The 15279-nt window shown below is 67.3% G+C and carries 17 protein-coding genes; 9 read left to right on the plus strand and 8 right to left on the minus strand.

Annotation, left to right across the window (positions count from 1 at the left end; all coding sequences use genetic code 11):
• Nucleotides 1–8: 8 nt before the first annotated feature.
• The 4 genes from Q9246_RS05200 (at nucleotide 9) to Q9246_RS05215 (ending at nucleotide 4666) form a co-directional block, all read left to right on the plus strand.
• Nucleotides 9–2387 (plus strand): aldehyde dehydrogenase family protein, encoded by a 2379-nt coding sequence (locus tag Q9246_RS05200; RefSeq protein ID WP_422802352.1) that lies wholly within the window; start codon nucleotides 9–11, stop codon nucleotides 2385–2387.
• Nucleotides 2388–2525: 138 nt separating this feature from the next.
• Nucleotides 2526–3848, plus strand: a complete 1323-nt coding sequence (gene deoA, locus Q9246_RS05205; RefSeq protein WP_306395962.1) for a thymidine phosphorylase — start codon at nucleotides 2526–2528, stop codon at nucleotides 3846–3848.
• Nucleotides 3849–3858: 10 nt separating this feature from the next.
• A complete protein-coding gene (locus Q9246_RS05210; protein WP_306395963.1) occupies nucleotides 3859–4263 on the plus strand; it encodes a cytidine deaminase in 405 nt (134 codons plus the stop codon).
• A 76-nt stretch (nucleotides 4264–4339) separates the two neighbouring features.
• Entirely contained in the window at nucleotides 4340–4666 is a 327-nt protein-coding gene (locus tag Q9246_RS05215) for a hypothetical protein (RefSeq protein WP_306395964.1), read from the plus strand.
• A 36-nt stretch (nucleotides 4667–4702) separates the two neighbouring features.
• Here the strand turns inward: Q9246_RS05215 and Q9246_RS05220 are convergent, their stop codons facing one another.
• Together Q9246_RS05220 and Q9246_RS05225 are read right to left on the minus strand one after the other, a co-directional pair.
• Entirely contained in the window at nucleotides 4703–5239 is a 537-nt protein-coding gene (locus Q9246_RS05220) for a DUF2058 domain-containing protein (RefSeq protein ID WP_306395965.1), read from the minus strand.
• A 92-nt stretch (nucleotides 5240–5331) separates the two neighbouring features.
• Complete coding sequence (locus tag Q9246_RS05225) at nucleotides 5332–5745, minus strand: VOC family protein (RefSeq protein ID WP_306395966.1); 414 nt, start codon at nucleotides 5743–5745, stop codon at nucleotides 5332–5334.
• Nucleotides 5746–5863: 118 nt separating this feature from the next.
• On the opposite strand from Q9246_RS05225, the gene Q9246_RS05230 reads away from it, so the two are divergent.
• Nucleotides 5864–6562 (plus strand): DUF2076 family protein, encoded by a 699-nt coding sequence (locus Q9246_RS05230; protein WP_306395967.1) that lies wholly within the window; start codon nucleotides 5864–5866, stop codon nucleotides 6560–6562.
• Here Q9246_RS05230 and chrA read toward each other — a convergent pair.
• Nucleotides 6559–7770, minus strand: a complete 1212-nt coding sequence (gene chrA / locus Q9246_RS05235) for a chromate efflux transporter (RefSeq protein ID WP_306395968.1) — start codon at nucleotides 7768–7770, stop codon at nucleotides 6559–6561. The two genes, Q9246_RS05230 and chrA, sit on opposite strands and share 4 nt — an antisense overlap.
• Nucleotides 7771–7867: 97 nt before the next feature.
• Here chrA and Q9246_RS05240 point away from each other — a divergent pair, with 97 nt between their 5' ends.
• The gene (locus Q9246_RS05240; protein ID WP_306395970.1) at nucleotides 7868–8407 is read left to right on the plus strand and encodes a gamma carbonic anhydrase family protein; all 540 of its coding nucleotides are present in this window, start codon (nucleotides 7868–7870) and stop codon (nucleotides 8405–8407) included.
• 18 nt (nucleotides 8408–8425) lie between these two features.
• Here the strand turns inward: Q9246_RS05240 and Q9246_RS05245 are convergent, their stop codons facing one another.
• The 5 genes from Q9246_RS05245 to Q9246_RS05265 all read right to left on the minus strand — a co-directional run bounded on the left by Q9246_RS05245 (nucleotide 8426) and on the right by Q9246_RS05265 (nucleotide 11730).
• Nucleotides 8426–9211 (minus strand): LytR/AlgR family response regulator transcription factor, encoded by a 786-nt coding sequence (locus Q9246_RS05245; RefSeq protein ID WP_306395972.1) that lies wholly within the window; start codon nucleotides 9209–9211, stop codon nucleotides 8426–8428.
• On the minus strand, nucleotides 9211–10107 hold the full coding sequence (locus Q9246_RS05250) for a sensor histidine kinase (RefSeq protein WP_306395974.1): 897 nt from the start codon (nucleotides 10105–10107) through the stop codon (nucleotides 9211–9213). Before Q9246_RS05250 ends, Q9246_RS05245 begins: the two co-directional genes overlap by 1 nt.
• Nucleotides 10108–10112: 5 nt before the next feature.
• Nucleotides 10113–10391, minus strand: a complete 279-nt coding sequence (locus tag Q9246_RS05255) for a hypothetical protein (RefSeq protein WP_306395976.1) — start codon at nucleotides 10389–10391, stop codon at nucleotides 10113–10115.
• Nucleotides 10392–10546: 155 nt separating this feature from the next.
• Complete coding sequence (locus Q9246_RS05260; protein WP_306395978.1) at nucleotides 10547–11146, minus strand: energy transducer TonB; 600 nt, start codon at nucleotides 11144–11146, stop codon at nucleotides 10547–10549.
• A gap of 20 nt (nucleotides 11147–11166) precedes the next feature.
• Entirely contained in the window at nucleotides 11167–11730 is a 564-nt protein-coding gene (locus tag Q9246_RS05265) for a GNAT family N-acetyltransferase (protein ID WP_306395980.1), read from the minus strand.
• 199 nt (nucleotides 11731–11929) lie between these two features.
• Between Q9246_RS05265 and Q9246_RS05270 the strand changes: the two genes are divergently transcribed.
• The 3 genes from Q9246_RS05270 to Q9246_RS05280 all read left to right on the plus strand — a co-directional run bounded on the left by Q9246_RS05270 (nucleotide 11930) and on the right by Q9246_RS05280 (nucleotide 15270).
• On the plus strand, nucleotides 11930–12910 hold the full coding sequence (locus Q9246_RS05270; RefSeq protein WP_306395981.1) for an FAD-dependent oxidoreductase: 981 nt from the start codon (nucleotides 11930–11932) through the stop codon (nucleotides 12908–12910).
• Nucleotides 12911–12973: 63 nt separating this feature from the next.
• Nucleotides 12974–14428 carry an NCS1 family nucleobase:cation symporter-1 gene (locus Q9246_RS05275; RefSeq protein WP_306395983.1) on the plus strand — a complete coding sequence of 485 codons (1455 nt, stop codon included), beginning with the start codon at nucleotides 12974–12976 and terminating at the stop codon, nucleotides 14426–14428.
• Nucleotides 14425–15270 (plus strand): helix-turn-helix transcriptional regulator, encoded by an 846-nt coding sequence (locus Q9246_RS05280; protein ID WP_306395984.1) that lies wholly within the window; start codon nucleotides 14425–14427, stop codon nucleotides 15268–15270. Before Q9246_RS05275 ends, Q9246_RS05280 begins: the two co-directional genes overlap by 4 nt.
• Nucleotides 15271–15279 lie beyond the last annotated feature (9 nt).

Genomic DNA, 15279 nt, shown 5'->3' on the forward strand with positions numbered 1-15279 from the left:
GACTCGTCATGCCAACAATTAAAGAGATTCTTCAGACCATGGATTACGGTCCCGCACCAGAAAGTACCAAGGAAGCGCTCGCGTGGCTGGACCAGCATGGCCGCCGTTTCGGGCTGTTCATCGATAACGCCTGGACCGACGCTGCGGAAACGTTCGCCACCAACAATCCGGCCGATGGCGCCGAGCTGGCGCAGGTGACGCAGGCGACGCAGGACGACGTCGAGCGCGCCGTCGCCGCCGCACGCCGCGCGCAGCCGGGCTGGGTCGCCATGAAAGGCCACGGCCGCGCGAAGATCATGTACGCGCTTTCGCGTCTGCTGCAGAAGCATGCGCGCCTGTTCGCGGTGCTCGAGACGCTGGACAACGGCAAGACCATTCGCGAAACCCGCGACGCCGACCTGCCGCTGGCCGCGCGCCACTTCTATCATCACGCCGGCTGGGCGCAATTGCAGTCCGAAGAATTCGCCGACTACCGCGCCGTGGGCGTGGTCGGCCAGATCGTGCCGTGGAACTTCCCGCTCCTGATGCTGGCCTGGAAGATCGCGCCGGCGCTGGCCGCCGGTAACACCGTCGTGTTCAAGCCGGCCGAGTACACGCCCTTGACCGCGCTGCTGTTCGCCGAGATCTGCCAGCGCGCCGGCGTGCCGGCGGGTGTCGTCAACATCGTCACCGGCGATGGCCGCGTGGGCGAGGCGATCGTGAATCACCCGGGCATCGACAAGCTGGCCTTCACCGGCTCGACCGAAGTCGGCCGCCTGATCCGCAAGGCCACCGCCGGCAGCGGCAAGAAGCTGTCGCTGGAACTGGGCGGCAAGTCGCCGTTCATCGTGTTCGACGACGCCGACCTGGATGCGGCGGTCGAGGGCCTGGTCGATTCGATCTGGTTCAACCAGGGGCAGGTGTGCTGCGCCGGTTCGCGCCTGCTGGTGCAGGAGTCGGTGTACGACAAATTCATCGCCAAGGTGAAGGCGCGCATGCAGAACCTGCGCGTCGGCTCGCCGCTCGACAAATCGAACGATATCGGCGCGCTGGTCGATCCGGTGCAGCAGCAGCGCATCCACGGACTCGTGGAATCGGCGCGCGCCGAAGGCTGCGAGGTGTGGCAGCCGAACGTGGAACTGTCGACCACCGGCTCGTGGTACCTGCCGACCCTGATCACGGGCGCGTCGACCTCGGCCGCCGTGGCCCAGGCCGAGATCTTCGGACCGGTGCTGGTGGCGATGAGCTTCCGCACCCCGGCCGAGGCGGTGCAACTGGCCAATAACACCGTGTACGGCCTGGCGGCCTGCGTGTGGAGCGAGTCGATCAGCCTGGCGCTGGACGTGGTCCCGCAGATCAAGGCTGGCGTAGTGTGGATCAATACCGCCAACCAGTTCGACGCGGCCTGCGGCTTCGGTGGCTACAAGGAATCGGGTTACGGCCGCGAAGGCGGCAAGGAGGGCATGTACGAGTACCTGGTGCCGCTGGCCGAGGATGCGCGTCCGAGCGCACCTGTCGTCGCCGAGAAGGCCAAGGCGAAGCCAGCGCCGGACGACAGCCCGTTCGCGGTCGACCGCACCGCCAAGCTGTACATCGGCGGCAAGCAGGCGCGCCCCGACGGCGCCTACAGCCGCGCGGTCAATGGCGCCAACGGCGACTTCCTGGCGGATATCGGCGAAGGCAACCGCAAGGACATCCGCAACGCCGTCGAGGCGGCGCACAAGGCGTCCGGCTGGGCCAAGGCCACCGCGCACAACCGCGCGCAGGTGCTGTACTACATCGCCGAGAACCTGGCGATCCGCGCCGACGAATTCGCCCAGCGCATCGCGCAGCAAACCGGCGCGAAGGATGCGGCGCTGGAAGTAGCGGCGTCGATCGAGCGCCTGTTCTACTGGGCGGCGTGGGCCGACAAGTACGACGGCGCGGCCCACCAGCCGCCGATGCACGGCATCACCGTGGCGCTCAATGAGCCGGTCGGCGTGATCGGCATCGTGTGCCCGAACGAGAACCCGCTGCTGGGCTTCATCTCGCTGGTGGCGCCGGCGCTGGCGCTGGGTAATCGCGTGGTGGCGGTGCCGTCCGAGCAGCATCCGCTGAGCGCCATCGACCTGTACCAGGTGCTCGATACCTCGGACCTGCCGGGCGGCGCGCTCAATATCGTCACTGGCTCGGCCGACGAACTGGCGCGCACGCTGGCTTCGCACGGCGATGTCGATGCGGTGTGGCGCCATGACGGCTCGGCTGAAGGTTGCGCCGAAGTCGAGCGCCTGTCGAGCGACTCGCTCAAGCGCACCTGGACCGGCGGCGGCAAGGGCCGCGACTGGTTCGATGCGAAGCAGGCGGGCGGCCGCGCGGTATTGCAGCATGCAAGCCAGGTCAAGAACGTCTGGATTCCGTACGGCGTGTAATCGGCCCGGAACCTCAAAAAAACCCCCGTCATTCCCGCGCAGGCGGGAATCCAAGTACGCTAGCATGACGCGAACGCATTGGATTCCCGCCTCCGCGGGAATGACGTTTTCAGGCTATTAGTGAAAACGGACTTAACTATGTTCCTCCCCCAGGAAATCATCCGCAAGAAGCGTGACGGCGGCGTCCTCTCCGCCGAAGAGATCCGGTTCTTTGTCCGCGGCATCCCTGACGGCAGCGTCACCGAAGGCCAGATCGCGGCGTTTGCGATGGCGGTCTACTTCAAGGACATGACCATGGACGAGCGGGTCGCCTTCACCCTGGCGATGCGCGATTCGGGCCAGGTCATGGAGTGGAAATCCTTGAACTTGCCAGGCCCGGTGGTCGACAAGCATTCGACCGGCGGTGTCGGCGACGTGGTCTCGCTGATGCTGGGACCGATGATTGCGGCCTGCGGCGGCTTCGTGCCGATGATCTCGGGCCGCGGCCTGGGCCATACCGGCGGCACGCTCGACAAATTCGACGCGATCCCGGGCTACAGCACGGTGCCGGAACCCGAGAAATTCCGGCAGGTAGTGAAAGACGTGGGCGTGGCCATCATCGGCCAGACCGCCCAGCTGGCGCCGGCCGACAAGCGTTTCTACGGCATCCGCGACACGACGGCGACTGTCGAATCGGTGGCCATGATCACCGGTTCGATCCTGTCGAAGAAGCTGTCGGCGGGCCTGGACGCGCTGGTGATGGACGTGAAGGTCGGCAGCGGCGCCTTCATGCCGACCGCGCAGAAATCGGTGGAGCTGGCCGAATCGATCGTCAGCGTCGGCAACGGCGCCGGCACCCGCACCTCGGCCATCCTGACCGGCATGGACGAATCGCTGTGCCACGCGGCCGGCAATGCGGTCGAGGTGCGGGTCGCGATCGACTACCTGAGCGGCAAGTCGCGCCCGGCGCGCCTGCATGCGGTGACGATGGCGCTGTGCGCCGAGATGCTGGTGATATCGAACCTGGCCTCGACTGAGGAGGAAGCGCGCGCCAGACTGCAGGCCGCGCTGGATTCGGGCGCAGCCGCCGAGCGCTTCGCGCGCATGGTCGCCGCCCTGGGCGGCCCGGCCGACCTGATGGACAAGCCGGACGCCTACCTGGAAACGGCGCCGGTCATCGTGCCCGTGCCGAGCCTGCAGGCCGGCTACGCGACCTCGGTCGACACCCGCGGCCTGGGCCTGGCGGTGGTGGCGCTGGGCGGTGGCCGCGTGCGGCCTCAGGATGCGATCGATTACGCAGTTGGCCTGACCGGCCTGGTCGAGCTGGGCGACCAGGTCGCCGTCGGCCAGCCGCTGGCGATGGTGCATGCGCGCACCCAGTCCGCGGCCGAGCAGGCGATCCGCCAGGTGCAGGCCGCCTACCAGTTCGGCGCTGCGAAAGCGGCAGCCGCGCCCATGATCCACCGCACCATCCGTCCTTGAGGGCCGAAGCATGAAATACGCGAAACTGATCGATGAAGCACGCGCCGCGCGCGAGCTGGCCTATGCCCCGTACTCGCAGTTCAAGGTAGGGGCCGCGCTGGAGTGCAAGGATGGCCGCATCTTCCGTGGGTGCAATGTGGAGAACGCCGCCTACGGCCTGTGCAATTGCGCCGAGCGCACCGCCTTGTTCAGCGCCATTGCCAGCGGCTACCGGCCGGGTGACTTCTTGGCGCTCGCCGTGATCGGCCAGACCGAGGGCCCGATCGCGCCGTGCGGCGCCTGCCGCCAGGTGATTCTCGAGCTGGGCGGCAACGCATTGCCGGTGGTCCTGACCAACCTGGAAGGGGCCGTGTTCGAGACCACGGCGGCAGAGCAGTTGCCGAATGCCTTCGGCGGGCGTGACCTCGGTATGTGAACAGGCCTTGTGATCCGGGATTCGGCCACCACTGTGATGACATCCTTGCATGACCAACCTTTATTCGGAGGTAGCAATGAAAAAAGTCATCGTCCTGTTAAGCGGTGTCATCATCGCGGCGGGCGCCGCAGCCCAGGCTGACAAGACCGGTTCGCAGACCACGCAGGCGACCCGAACCGAAACCGTCGACCGGCAGCTTCCGATCAACAGCGAGCGAGCGAAGCGGGAAAACCCGGCCGCGGAAGGACCGGAAAGCGCGAATATCGTGGATCCCGATTTCCAGGGCAGCAGCAAGCAAGAAGCGACCTCGTCCGGCTTGGGACAGCCGAAGAAGGATGAGAAGCGCACTTCCGGCAAGCCCCGGTCGGATGCCCACGACGTGGAAGACAAGACGAAGCAATAGTGCTTCGCTATGGCGGCCCCGCGAGGCCGCCCTCGATCACCACATCAGGTCGTCCGGGATCTTGAAGTCGGCGTAAGGATCGTCTTCCTCGACTTCCTGCACTTTTTTCTTGACCTGCACCACGATGGCCGCATCGCGCTGGGCGATCTTCTCGCCGATCACGCGCGGCACCAGTTCGAAGCTGCCATTCATGTGCACGATCACCAGGCGGCCAGCCACCAGGTGCTCGACGATCTGGGCCGTCACGTGGATGCGCTCGACCTTGGTGCCGAAGGTAAAGTTATAGGGCACGTCGCCCTTGCCCTTCGATTGCTTGTTCTGCTGCACCAGTTGGGCGATCTGGGCCAGGATGGCTTTCTGGGCCGCGGCGGCGTCGCGCTGGGCATTGAGCTCTCGCGCGCGTTCGGCATTCTGGCGCTGCACCTCGAGCGCTGCTTCACGCGATTCGTTGACCTTTTCCACGCCGGTGCGCAGCACTTCCTTGTGTTGCTTGCTCTTGTCCTGGTTGACCTGCTTGACCTTCTTCTTGTCGACCAGGCCGGCTTTCAATAACTGCTCCTGCAGCGAGACCATGTTGTGCTTCCTTGCAAAAAATATGACCGGCCACCCGTCGATGCGGGCGGCGCCAGGGCGCTAGCATAGCAACAAGCGCGGCGGAAAGCGATTCAGGAAGCCGCTTTCCAGGGATCGTAGGTGCCCACGTTCCATACATGGCCCTCAGGATCGCGGCAGGCGAATTCGCGTCCGCCGTATGGCGCGTCATCGATGACCCTGACGATGTCGGCGCCGCTGTCGACCACCCGCGCATACACATCGTCGGCATCCGGCACGCGGATCCAGATGGTCTGGGTCTGCAGGCCGCCGGTCTTGCCGGGCGTGGTCAGCAACTGGCCGTAGTCGTCGTCGGCCTCGGTGCCGATCATGACCATGCCGTCACCCAGCGTCAGCTCCGCATGGCTCACGCCGCCATTCTTGCCTGGCACCACCAGGCGTTTTTCAAAACCAAGATTGCTGCACAGCCAGTCGATCAGCGCGGGTGTGTCGCGGTAACGCAGGCAGGGAACCACGGTCGAGCTCATTGCATCCTCCAGTCAAGGTCGATGGCCGTTCATGGTAACGCAGCCGATGCCGGAACTTGAAAAAATGCTGACTGATCCACAACATAAGGGATGACTATCCTTCACACAGGAGCCCGACATGAATCCATCCGATGAAAAGATGTTGCAGGATTTCCTGGGCCAACTGGTCCAGGCCAAAGGCGTTACCAAGGACCCGGAAGCCGACGCGCTGATCCAGCGCGCCGTGGCCCAGCAGCCCGACGCCGCCTATCTGCTGGTACAGCGCGCGCTGCTGGTCGAGCAGGCGCTGGGCAATGCCAAGGCCCGTATCGCCGAGCTGGAAAGCCGGGGCAATAAGGAGAGCGGCGGCGGTTTCCTCGACGCCAATGCCTGGGGCAATTCGGCGGCGCAGAATCGCCCGACCAATCCGGTGCCGGGCATCGGGCAGGGCGGCTACCAGCAAGCCGCACCGGCCACGGCCCAGGCCGCACAACCCGCGCGCGGCGGCGGCTTCCTCGGCGGCGCCGGCGGCAGCATGCTGGGCACGGTGGCGGCCACGGCTGCCGGCGTGGCGGCGGGCAGCTTCCTGTTCCACGGCATCGGCAACCTGCTGGGCAATGACGGGCAGGGGGCGTCGAACCATCTGCTGGCCGATAACGCGGCCGACGGTGGAGCGGCGGAAGCCGCAGGCGGCGGCGCGCTGGCCGACCAGGCCGGCATCGGCTCGGTCGACGAAGCCGGGGGTGGCGGACAGGACAGCCTGGCCGACAACGGTAACGAGGACAGCCTGGGCGGCTTCTTCGACGGCGACGGTTCGGACGAAGGCCTGTTCGGCTAGACGGCCGCCAGCAACACGCCTGCCGCCGCCGACAGGATCACCACGATCCACGGCGGCGCCTTCCACAGCGTCAGCAGCAGCAAGCCCGCCAGCGCCACGCCGGCATCGCGCACATCGAACACGGCGCTGGTCCACACCGGATCGAGCAGCGCGGCGCCGAGGATGCCGACCACGGCGGCATTCGCGCCCATCATGGCGCGGCGCGCGGCCGCGTGGCGGCGAAAGCGGTCCCAGAACGGCAGTGTCCCGTAGACCAGCAGCAGGCCAGGCATGAATAGCGCCAGCAGGGCGAGCGCCGCGCCGGCAAGCGCGCTAGCCGTCATTCCGGCCTGCGCGCCGAGGAAGGCAGCAAAGGCGAACAGCGGTCCGGGCAGGGCCTGGGCGAGTCCATAGCCGGCCAGGAAAGTCTCGTTCGGGACCCACCCGGTGGCCACCGTCCCTGCCTGCAGCAAGGGCAGCACCACGTGTCCGCCACCGAATACCAGCGCGCCGGAGCGATAGAAGACATCGAACAGCAGCAGTGGACCGTGCGTCGTGAACCCGAGCAGCACGGGAAGCCCGAGCAGCAGGATGGCAAACAGGACCAGCGCGGCGATGCCAGCCCTGCGGCCGACCGGCATCGCCAGCGCGCCGTCCAGTTGCACCAGCGGCCCCCGGCACAGCCAGTATCCGGCCATGGCGCCGCCCGCGATCGCGGCCAGTTGTGTGGCCACCCCGTCGACCAGGATGACCAGCGCCATGCAGGCAAGCGCGATCGCGATGCGCTGGCGGTCTGGCGTAAGCGTGCGCGCCATCCCCCACACCGCCTGCGCCACCACGGCGACCGCGACCAGCTTCAGCCCATGCACGAGGCCTGCAGCCCATGGTCCGGCGAGGTTCGCGGCGCCAAGTGCGAAGGCAAACATCAGCAGCGCCGAAGGCAGCGTGAATCCTGCCCATGCCGCCAGGCCGCCTGCCAGGCCGCCGCCACGCAGGACCCCGAGCGAAAATCCGACCTGGCTCGACGCCGGCCCGGGCAAGAACTGGCATAAGGCCACCAGGTCGGCATAGCGCGCCTCGTTCAGCCACCGGCGGCGCAGGACGAATTCGTTGCGGTAGTAGCCAAGATGGGCGATCGGGCCGCCGAACGAGGTCAGGCCGAGCTTCAGGAAGATCCAGAAGATGGACCAGATGGAAGAGGAAGTGGTGAGCGTGGCTTGGAGCGGCATGGCGTGGACCGTAGGCAAGACCGGTCCAGCATAGCAGCAAACCAGCCAGGAGTTGGCCAAGCTAGAATGACGCATTCCCGTCAACCAGCCATACCGCATGCCGATCGCTCCCTACCTCGACGCCGTTCCCCAACTTGCCGCCGGCGTCTACCTGCACGATTCTGCCCAGGTCATCGGCAACGTCCGCATCGGCGCCGATTCCTCGGTCTGGTGCAACGCCGTGCTGCGCGGCGACGTCAATGACATCGCGATCGGCAGCTGCACCAATATCCAGGACCTCACGATGGGCCACGTCGCCCACCGCACGCCCCACAAGCCGCAGGGTTCGCCGCTGGTCATCGGCGACTACGTCACGGTCGGCCATTCGGTCATCCTGCACGGCTGCCGCATCGGCAACGACTGCCTGATCGGCATGGGCAGCATCGTGATGGATGACGTGGTGGTTGAAGACCTGGTGATGCTCGGCGCAGGCAGCCTGGTGGCGCCGGGCAAGCGGCTCGAGAGCGGTTTCCTGTACATGGGCCGGCCAGCCGAAAAGGTGCGGCCGCTGACGGAGGCCGAAAAGACCTGGCTGCGCTATTCGGCCGAGCACTACGTGCGGGTCAAGAACAATTACCTGAATCCGGCGCAGCCGTAATGCCGCCCGCATCGCGCCCTACATCTGCTGGAACAGCGCCCCGTGGTTGCGGCTCACTTCCAGCTCGTCGGGATAGCCGTGCAGGCGCAGCATCTGGCGACCGCGCAGGTCGCGCCTGACTTCAAGGATGGCGTCCACCCGCACCAGCGTCGAACGGTGGATGCGCCAGAACTCGTCCGGGTCCAGCTCTTCCTCGAGCTCCTTGAGCGTCTTGCGGATCAGGTGCTGGGCGGTGGCGGTCTGAACCCGCGTGTACTTGTCGTCCGACTGGAAGAACAGCACTTCGCGCGTGCTCACCATGCGCAGGCTGTTGCCGGACTGGGCCTGGATCCAGCGCAGCCACGCCGGTCTGGCGGCGGCCTGGTTCTGGCCCGCCAGCTGCTCGCCCAGCTGCGCGAGCCGCGCCAGTTGCGCGCCGATGTCCTGCGGCGCCCGGTCCAGCTGGCGGCGCAGGCGCGCCACCGTCGTGTCCAGGCGCGCCAGGGTGACGGGTTTCAGCAGGTAGTCGATCGCGCCATGCTCGAAAGCCTCGACCGCGTACTGGTCGTAGGCGGTGGCGAACACGATATGGCATTGCGCATAGATCTGGCGCGCCGCGTCGATGCCGCCCATGCCCGGCATGCGGATGTCGAGGAAGGCGATGTCCGGCGCGTGCTCGCGCGCCAGCGCCACCGCTTCGACGCCGTTGGCCGCTTCGGCCACGATGCGCAGCTCCGGCCATGCCTCGTGCAGGCGGGCGCGCAGCTGGTCGCGCATCGGGGCTTCGTCGTCGGCGATCAGGGCCGTCGGGTGCGTTTGCGTCATCAGCCGTCTTCCGTCATGCGGTAGGGCAGGCGGATCGACACGCAGGCGCCGCCGCCGGCCGGGGTTTCGATCACGAGCTCGGCATCCTTGCCGTACAACAGCGCGAGGCGCTCGCGGATATTCGCCAGCCCGACGCCATTGCCGGCATGCGGGTTGAAGCCGACGCCGTCGTCGACCACGTCGACATGCAGGATGGCGCCTTCGACCCGGGAGCGCACGACGATGGTGCCGCCGGCAACCTTCGGCTCCAGGCCGTGCTTGATCGAATTCTCGATCAGGGTCTGCAGCATCATCGGCGGGAATGGCGCGCTGCCGAGGAAGTCGGGCACCTCGAAGCGCACCGCCAGCCTTTCCTTCATGCGCGCCTGCATGATGGACAGGTAGGCGCGCGACAGCTCGACCTGCTTGCCCAGGGTGCCGCCCGTGCCTTTCGTGGCCCGCATCTGCGGCAGCGAGGCGCGCAGGTATTCGATCAGGTAGCCGTGCACGCGCGCGGCCTCTTTCTGGTCGGTCTCGATCAGCTGGCCGATCAGGGCCAGTGTGTTGAACAGGAAGTGCGGTTCGACCTGGGCCTGGAGCGTGGCCATCTGGGCCTCGGTCAGGCGCCGTTCGAGATTGGCGACGTCGGCCTTGGTCGAGGCGTCGCGCGCCAGCAGCTCGGCGCGGCGCTTGCCGCCGGCCAGCACCTTGACGCCGAACGAGATCAGGATGAACCAGATCGCCGGCTCGGTGAGCTTGATGAAGAGGCCGGTCACGAACACCAGGAACCAGACCAGGTACAGCTGGCGCCATTCGATCAGCGCCAGCCAGTCGAAGAAGCGCCACCACAGCACGCCCGCCTCGCGGAAGGCGTCGCGGACGAAGTCGAGTGCGCGGTTGATCTGGGTGGCGGCCATGGTATTTACTCTTGCGTGTAATGCTTGATGCGGCGCGGTTCGCGGCCGAAGATGGCGATGGCCAGGAATTTCAGCACCAGCAGGCCGACGAACAGGGCCAGCACGATCGGCACGATGGTGACCAGGGCGGCTAGCGCGATCGCGATGATCAGCAGCACCGGCCACGGCATGCGGCGCAGCGAGCGGGCGCCGGACTTGGCCAGGCGCCAGGTGGTGCGGCCGGCAACTTCCATATTGCGCAGGATCGACTGGAAGCGACTGGTGGACGTATGAATGGTTTTCATGCGAGCAAGTCCTTTCTAACAATGATGACCCTACTGTAGGGATTCACCCATGTTACGCCAAGACCGATCCGATAAACGGTGCGAATCCGGGGACGGGCGGTCGTGGGGACGGATGAACGGGACGCCTTTCTTCCGTCAATACCGGCTGTTGCGCGCTATTGCTCGATCAGCTTGAGGGCTTCCTGGCGCATCACGTCGAGCATGCCGCCCTCGGGCGCGCGGGCGCAGGCCGCCACCGTTGCCTGCACGATCGCTTCCACGCCCGGGAAGGATTGGCGCGCCGAGCCATTGCGGTGCAGGCTGTAGACCAGCATGCCAATGCTTTCGGACAGCGCCGGCAGTTCGCGCAGGCCGCGCTCGGGGAAGGTCGCCGCCTGCCAGGCCGCGTCGGCGTTGAAATCGGCGCAACTCTTGGTGGCGATGGTCGTCGTGTGGTCTTTCCTGAAACGGATCGTCACCAGGCCGTTGCCGGTTCCAGTGATGTCCAGCCGCCTCGCCATGGCCAGCGCCAGCGCATCGAGTTCGGCCGAGCGCGAGGAATCGCGTACCGTAGCAAGGCCCCTGGCGTCCGGCGCCAGTTCGACCGTCACGTCGCCCTGTACGCCGCGCCGCGCCAGCGCCGCGGGATAGCTCGCATCGCTCGCATAGACCGTGATCTCGCGCCAGGTCGGCAGCGTGGCCTGGGCCGCGACCGATTGCGGCGCCAGGGCCAGCAGCGCCAGCGCCAGGGTCGACCCCGCGGCCAGGGTTTTCATCGTCGTGGTTTGCCTCGTCATCAGTGGTTCACCCTGTCGTTCCAGTAGTCGCGCAGCAGGCCGTAGAACGCGGTGTCGGCATACTCGCCATGCACCAGCCAGCGCTGCGGCATATGGCCCTCCTTGCGGAAGCCCAGTTTTTCCAGCACCCGGGCCGAGGCCGTGTTGCGTGGATCGATGTCGGCTTCGACCCGGTTCAGACCGACCTCGCGGAAGCCGTGTTCCAGCGCGGCCGCGATCGCTTCGAAGGCATAGCCCTTGCCCCAGTGCGCGCTGCCCAGCGCATAGCCGAGTTCGCAGCGTTTGTTCTGGTTGAAGAAGTGGTGCAGGGCCACGGTGCCGATCAACGCGCGGCTGGAAACGAGTTCGACTGCGAAGCGCAGCTCGGTCTCGTCGCGGTAGGCTTCCAGCGCACGGGCGATGGCGGTTTCGGCGAAGGAGATATCGGTCCACGGCTCGGCGCTCCAGTAGCGCACCACGGCCGGGTCGGAAAAGATCGTGTACAGGGCCGGTGCGTCACTCGCGGCCAGCGGGCGCAGCACCAGGCGTTCGGTGGTCAGGACAGGGGTGATATAAGTCGACATGGTTCGCATTGCCAGTGTGATAAGCGGTAGCATACCATTGCTGCGAGGCCTGGCGACAGGGTGGGCCTCGACGATCCAGCACGATGCGTCACGCATGTTTTTGCGGCTACGCAACTCTCCGTTTGTGTGCCCGTTGCAATATCTACTATTCTTGTTCAAACTTCAATGTCACGGCCGCGATAACAAGAAAGAGAGAACGATGAGCGCCACCACCGAAGTCCTGGACTTGTCCGCATTCGACCAACACGCCGGGAATGCCGGCGAGCCGGCGCCGCCGACCGGCAGGCAGGTGGCGGTGGTCGGCGCCGGCGTGGCTGGCATGGCCTGCGCCATCCGGCTGGCGCTGCTCGGCAACGGCGTCGTGCTGTACGAGGCGCGCTCGCGCGAGCGCATGCTCGAGACCCCGCCAGCGGATCTGTCCGAACGGGAGTCGTTCGAGCGCATGGTGGCGCAGGGGCGCATCCGCTGCGAATACGGCCGCAAGCTGGGCCTCAACCTGGCCCTGGCCGACCTGCACCTGTGGCATGACGCGGTCTTCCTCGGGGTCGGACTGGCGTCCAGCCGCGTGCTGGCGCTGTCGGGCAGCGCGCCGGCCGGCCTGTTCGATGCCGGCCAGCGGGTGGCGGCGGTGCAGGCGCTGGACGACCTGCTGGCGCTGCCGGTGCCGCAGCGCGCGATCGTGATCGGCGCCAGCCGCGGCGCGGTCGGCATGGCGGCGCGCCTGAAGCAGCTCGGCGCCCAGGACGTGACGCTGGCGCTGCGTCATGCGCTGGCGCCCGACGGCCGCGAAGAAGAAGTGGCGCGCGCCTGCTTCGTGCGGGTGCGCGGCTGGGTCGCGCCGCTCGAGGTGCTGCGCGACGAGCGCGGCGCGGTCGAGACGGTGCGCTTCGAGCAGACCCGCATGCTGGGCGGCCGCGTGGTCGATACCGGCGGCTTCACCGAGATCGCGGCCCATGCCGTGTTCAAGGCGGTCGGCCGCGCGGCCGGTCCCGAGCTCGACCCGCTGGTGCCCGGCCAGTCGCGCGAGGGCGACCGGATCGAGGTCGACGGCCGCTTTCGCACCGCGCTACCGGGCATCTATGCTGGCGGCGACTGCGTGGCGCCGCGGCTGGAGGCGACGCAGGCGCGCCGCCACGGCCTGCAGGCGGCGCAGGCCATCCATGCCGATCTGCTGGCCTGAGGTTTTCACGTCGTATTGACGTTTGCGTTACACTCGCGCGCATCGATTCTTTCCGTGCGCACCGTGACCCATCCAACCGCCAACGATCTCTGGAACGACGACCTCGCTCCGACCACCGCCGCCCAGCGCACCTGGCGCTGGTACCACTTCGCCGCCCTGTGGGTCGGCATGGTGATGTGCATCCCGGCCTACACCCTGTCGGCCAGCCTGGTCGAGGCGGGGATGTCGGGCTGGCAGGCGGTCATGACGGTCTTCCTGGCGAACGCCATCGTGCTGGTGCCGATGCTGCTGATCGGCCATGCCGGCGCCAAGTACGGCATCCCGTATGCCGTGCTGGCGCGTACCTCGTTCGGCACCGGCGGGGCCAAGCTGCCGGCGCTGATGCGCGCCATCGTTGCCTGCGGCTGGTACGGCATCCAGACCTGGTTCGGCGGCAGCATGATCTACACCCTGCTGGGCGTGATGCAGGGCGCGCCGATCGGCGGCGAGCCGCTGGCCTGGCTCGGCATCAACCTGGCGCAGCTGCTGTGCTTCCTGGCGTTCTGGGCGATCCAGCTGTATTTCGTGGTGCACGGGATGGAGTCGATCCGCCAGCTCGAGACCTGGACCGCGCCTTTGAAAATCGCGATCTGCTTCGTGCTGCTGTGGTGGGTCCATGACAAGGCGGGCGGCTTCGGGCCGCTGCTCGAGCAGCGTTCGCAGTTCGTGCCCGGCGGCCCCAGGGCGGGCCAGTTCTGGTCGACCTTCTGGCCCTCGCTGACCGCCATGATCGGCTTCTGGGCCACGCTGGCGCTGAACATCCCCGACTTCACCCGCTTCGCCAGATCGCAGCGCGACCAGGTGGTCGGCCAGACCGTCGGCCTGCCGCTGCCCATGGGGCTGCTGGCGGCGCTGGCGGTGATCGTCACCTCGGCCACCGTGGTCCTGTACGGCAAGGCGCTGTGGGACCCGGTCGACCTGGCCAGCCGCATGACCGGCATCGCGGTGCTGGTGGCCCTGATCGTGCTGCTGGTCGATACGGTGAGCGTGAACCTGGCGGCCAACCTGGTCGGCCCGGCCTATGACTTTTCTGCGCTGGCGCCGCGCCGCATCAGCTATCGCGGCGGCGGCTACCTCACGGCCGGCCTGGCGCTGGTCATGATGCCGTGGAAGATCCTGGAATCGACCCAGAACTACATCATGACCTGGCTGGTCGGCTACTCGGCCTTGCTGGGACCGATCGCCGGCGTGCTGGTGGTCGACTACTACCTGGTGCGCAAGACCCGGCTCGAGGTCGACCAGCTGTACCGGCACGATGGCATCTATAGTTACGGGAATGGCTGGAACAACGCGGCGCTGGCGGCCTTCGCGCTGGGCGTGCTGCCCAATATCCCGGGCTTCCTGAACGCGGCCTTCCCGGCCAGCTTCCCCGACGTCGGCGAGGTGTTCAAGACGATCTATACCTATGCCTGGTTCGTCGGCGTCGCCATCGCCGCCGTGGTCTACGGCCTCATGATGAAGGGGCGGGGCGCGCGATGACGGTGCGCTTCCGCCCTGGCCAATTCTATGGCGTGCGCCACGAGCGCACCCAGGGCGGAATCTTCGAACTCGGGGTGCTCGAAGCGAACGCGCCCGAGCGCGACGTCCACCTGCACCTGCACGAGGAAGCGCATTACGTGCTGGTGCTGGCCGGGACCTACCTGTCCAGCGCCAACGGGGCGCCGGCCTTCGCGCCGGCGCCGGCCCTGGTCTACAACCCGCCCGGCACCGTGCACCGCGACCGTTTTTTGGGCGGCAAGGGGCGCTTCATGACGATCTCGATCGCGCCGCGCCACCTCGATGGCGACGAGTCCCTGCGCCGGATTCCCGCGCAGGCCAGCTACCTGCAGCAGGCGGCCTGCCTGCGCACGGCTTTCTCGCTCGCCCGCCGCATGCAGGGCCGGCCGGACGCCACCCTGCTCGAATCCGGCGTGTGGGAATTGCTGGCGCATTCCGATGGCAGGCCGGGGCGGCCCCTGCGCCAGCCGCCGTCCTGGATGCGCCACGCCTACGGGGCGGTAATGGATGGCGCCGTCGATCCCGGCCTGTCGATTGCCGAGGTGGCGGCCGGCAGCGGCGTGCATCCGGTGCACCTGGCGCGCGTGTTCCGCGAGCAGTTCGGCTGCTCGCCCGGCGAGCTGCTGCGCTGGCGCCGCATCGAACGCGCCTGCGCCATGCTGCGCCAGCGCGGCCTGGGCATGGCCGAGATCGCGTTCGAGGCCGGCTTCGTCGACCAGAGCCATATGAGCCATGCCTTCCGCCAGCGCTTCGGCATGCCGCCCGGCGCCTGGCGCCGCCAGATGTTTGATGGATACAAGACAGCGCCGCAGGCAGCCGACTAGACTGGCGTT

This window comes from Telluria beijingensis (assembly GCF_030770395.1).
Taxonomy (GTDB): domain Bacteria; phylum Pseudomonadota; class Gammaproteobacteria; order Burkholderiales; family Burkholderiaceae_D; genus Telluria; species Telluria beijingensis.

Coding starts and splice junctions, on each gene's coding strand:
- Q9246_RS05200 (WP_422802352.1), top strand. CDS start 9: ATGCCAACAATTAAAGAGATTCTTCAGACCATGGATTACGGTCCCGCA.
- deoA (WP_306395962.1), top strand. CDS start 2,526: ATGTTCCTCCCCCAGGAAATCATCCGCAAGAAGCGTGACGGCGGCGTC.
- Q9246_RS05210 (WP_306395963.1), top strand. CDS start 3,859: ATGAAATACGCGAAACTGATCGATGAAGCACGCGCCGCGCGCGAGCTG.
- Q9246_RS05215 (WP_306395964.1), top strand. CDS start 4,340: ATGAAAAAAGTCATCGTCCTGTTAAGCGGTGTCATCATCGCGGCGGGC.
- Q9246_RS05220 (WP_306395965.1), bottom strand. CDS start 5,239: ATGGTCTCGCTGCAGGAGCAGTTATTGAAAGCCGGCCTGGTCGACAAG.
- Q9246_RS05225 (WP_306395966.1), bottom strand. CDS start 5,745: ATGAGCTCGACCGTGGTTCCCTGCCTGCGTTACCGCGACACACCCGCG.
- Q9246_RS05230 (WP_306395967.1), top strand. CDS start 5,864: ATGAATCCATCCGATGAAAAGATGTTGCAGGATTTCCTGGGCCAACTG.
- chrA (WP_306395968.1), bottom strand. CDS start 7,770: ATGCCGCTCCAAGCCACGCTCACCACTTCCTCTTCCATCTGGTCCATC.
- Q9246_RS05240 (WP_306395970.1), top strand. CDS start 7,868: ATGCCGATCGCTCCCTACCTCGACGCCGTTCCCCAACTTGCCGCCGGC.
- Q9246_RS05245 (WP_306395972.1), bottom strand. CDS start 9,211: ATGACGCAAACGCACCCGACGGCCCTGATCGCCGACGACGAAGCCCCG.
- Q9246_RS05250 (WP_306395974.1), bottom strand. CDS start 10,107: ATGGCCGCCACCCAGATCAACCGCGCACTCGACTTCGTCCGCGACGCC.
- Q9246_RS05255 (WP_306395976.1), bottom strand. CDS start 10,391: ATGAAAACCATTCATACGTCCACCAGTCGCTTCCAGTCGATCCTGCGC.
- Q9246_RS05260 (WP_306395978.1), bottom strand. CDS start 11,146: ATGAAAACCCTGGCCGCGGGGTCGACCCTGGCGCTGGCGCTGCTGGCC.
- Q9246_RS05265 (WP_306395980.1), bottom strand. CDS start 11,730: ATGTCGACTTATATCACCCCTGTCCTGACCACCGAACGCCTGGTGCTG.
- Q9246_RS05270 (WP_306395981.1), top strand. CDS start 11,930: ATGAGCGCCACCACCGAAGTCCTGGACTTGTCCGCATTCGACCAACAC.
- Q9246_RS05280 (WP_306395984.1), top strand. CDS start 14,425: ATGACGGTGCGCTTCCGCCCTGGCCAATTCTATGGCGTGCGCCACGAG.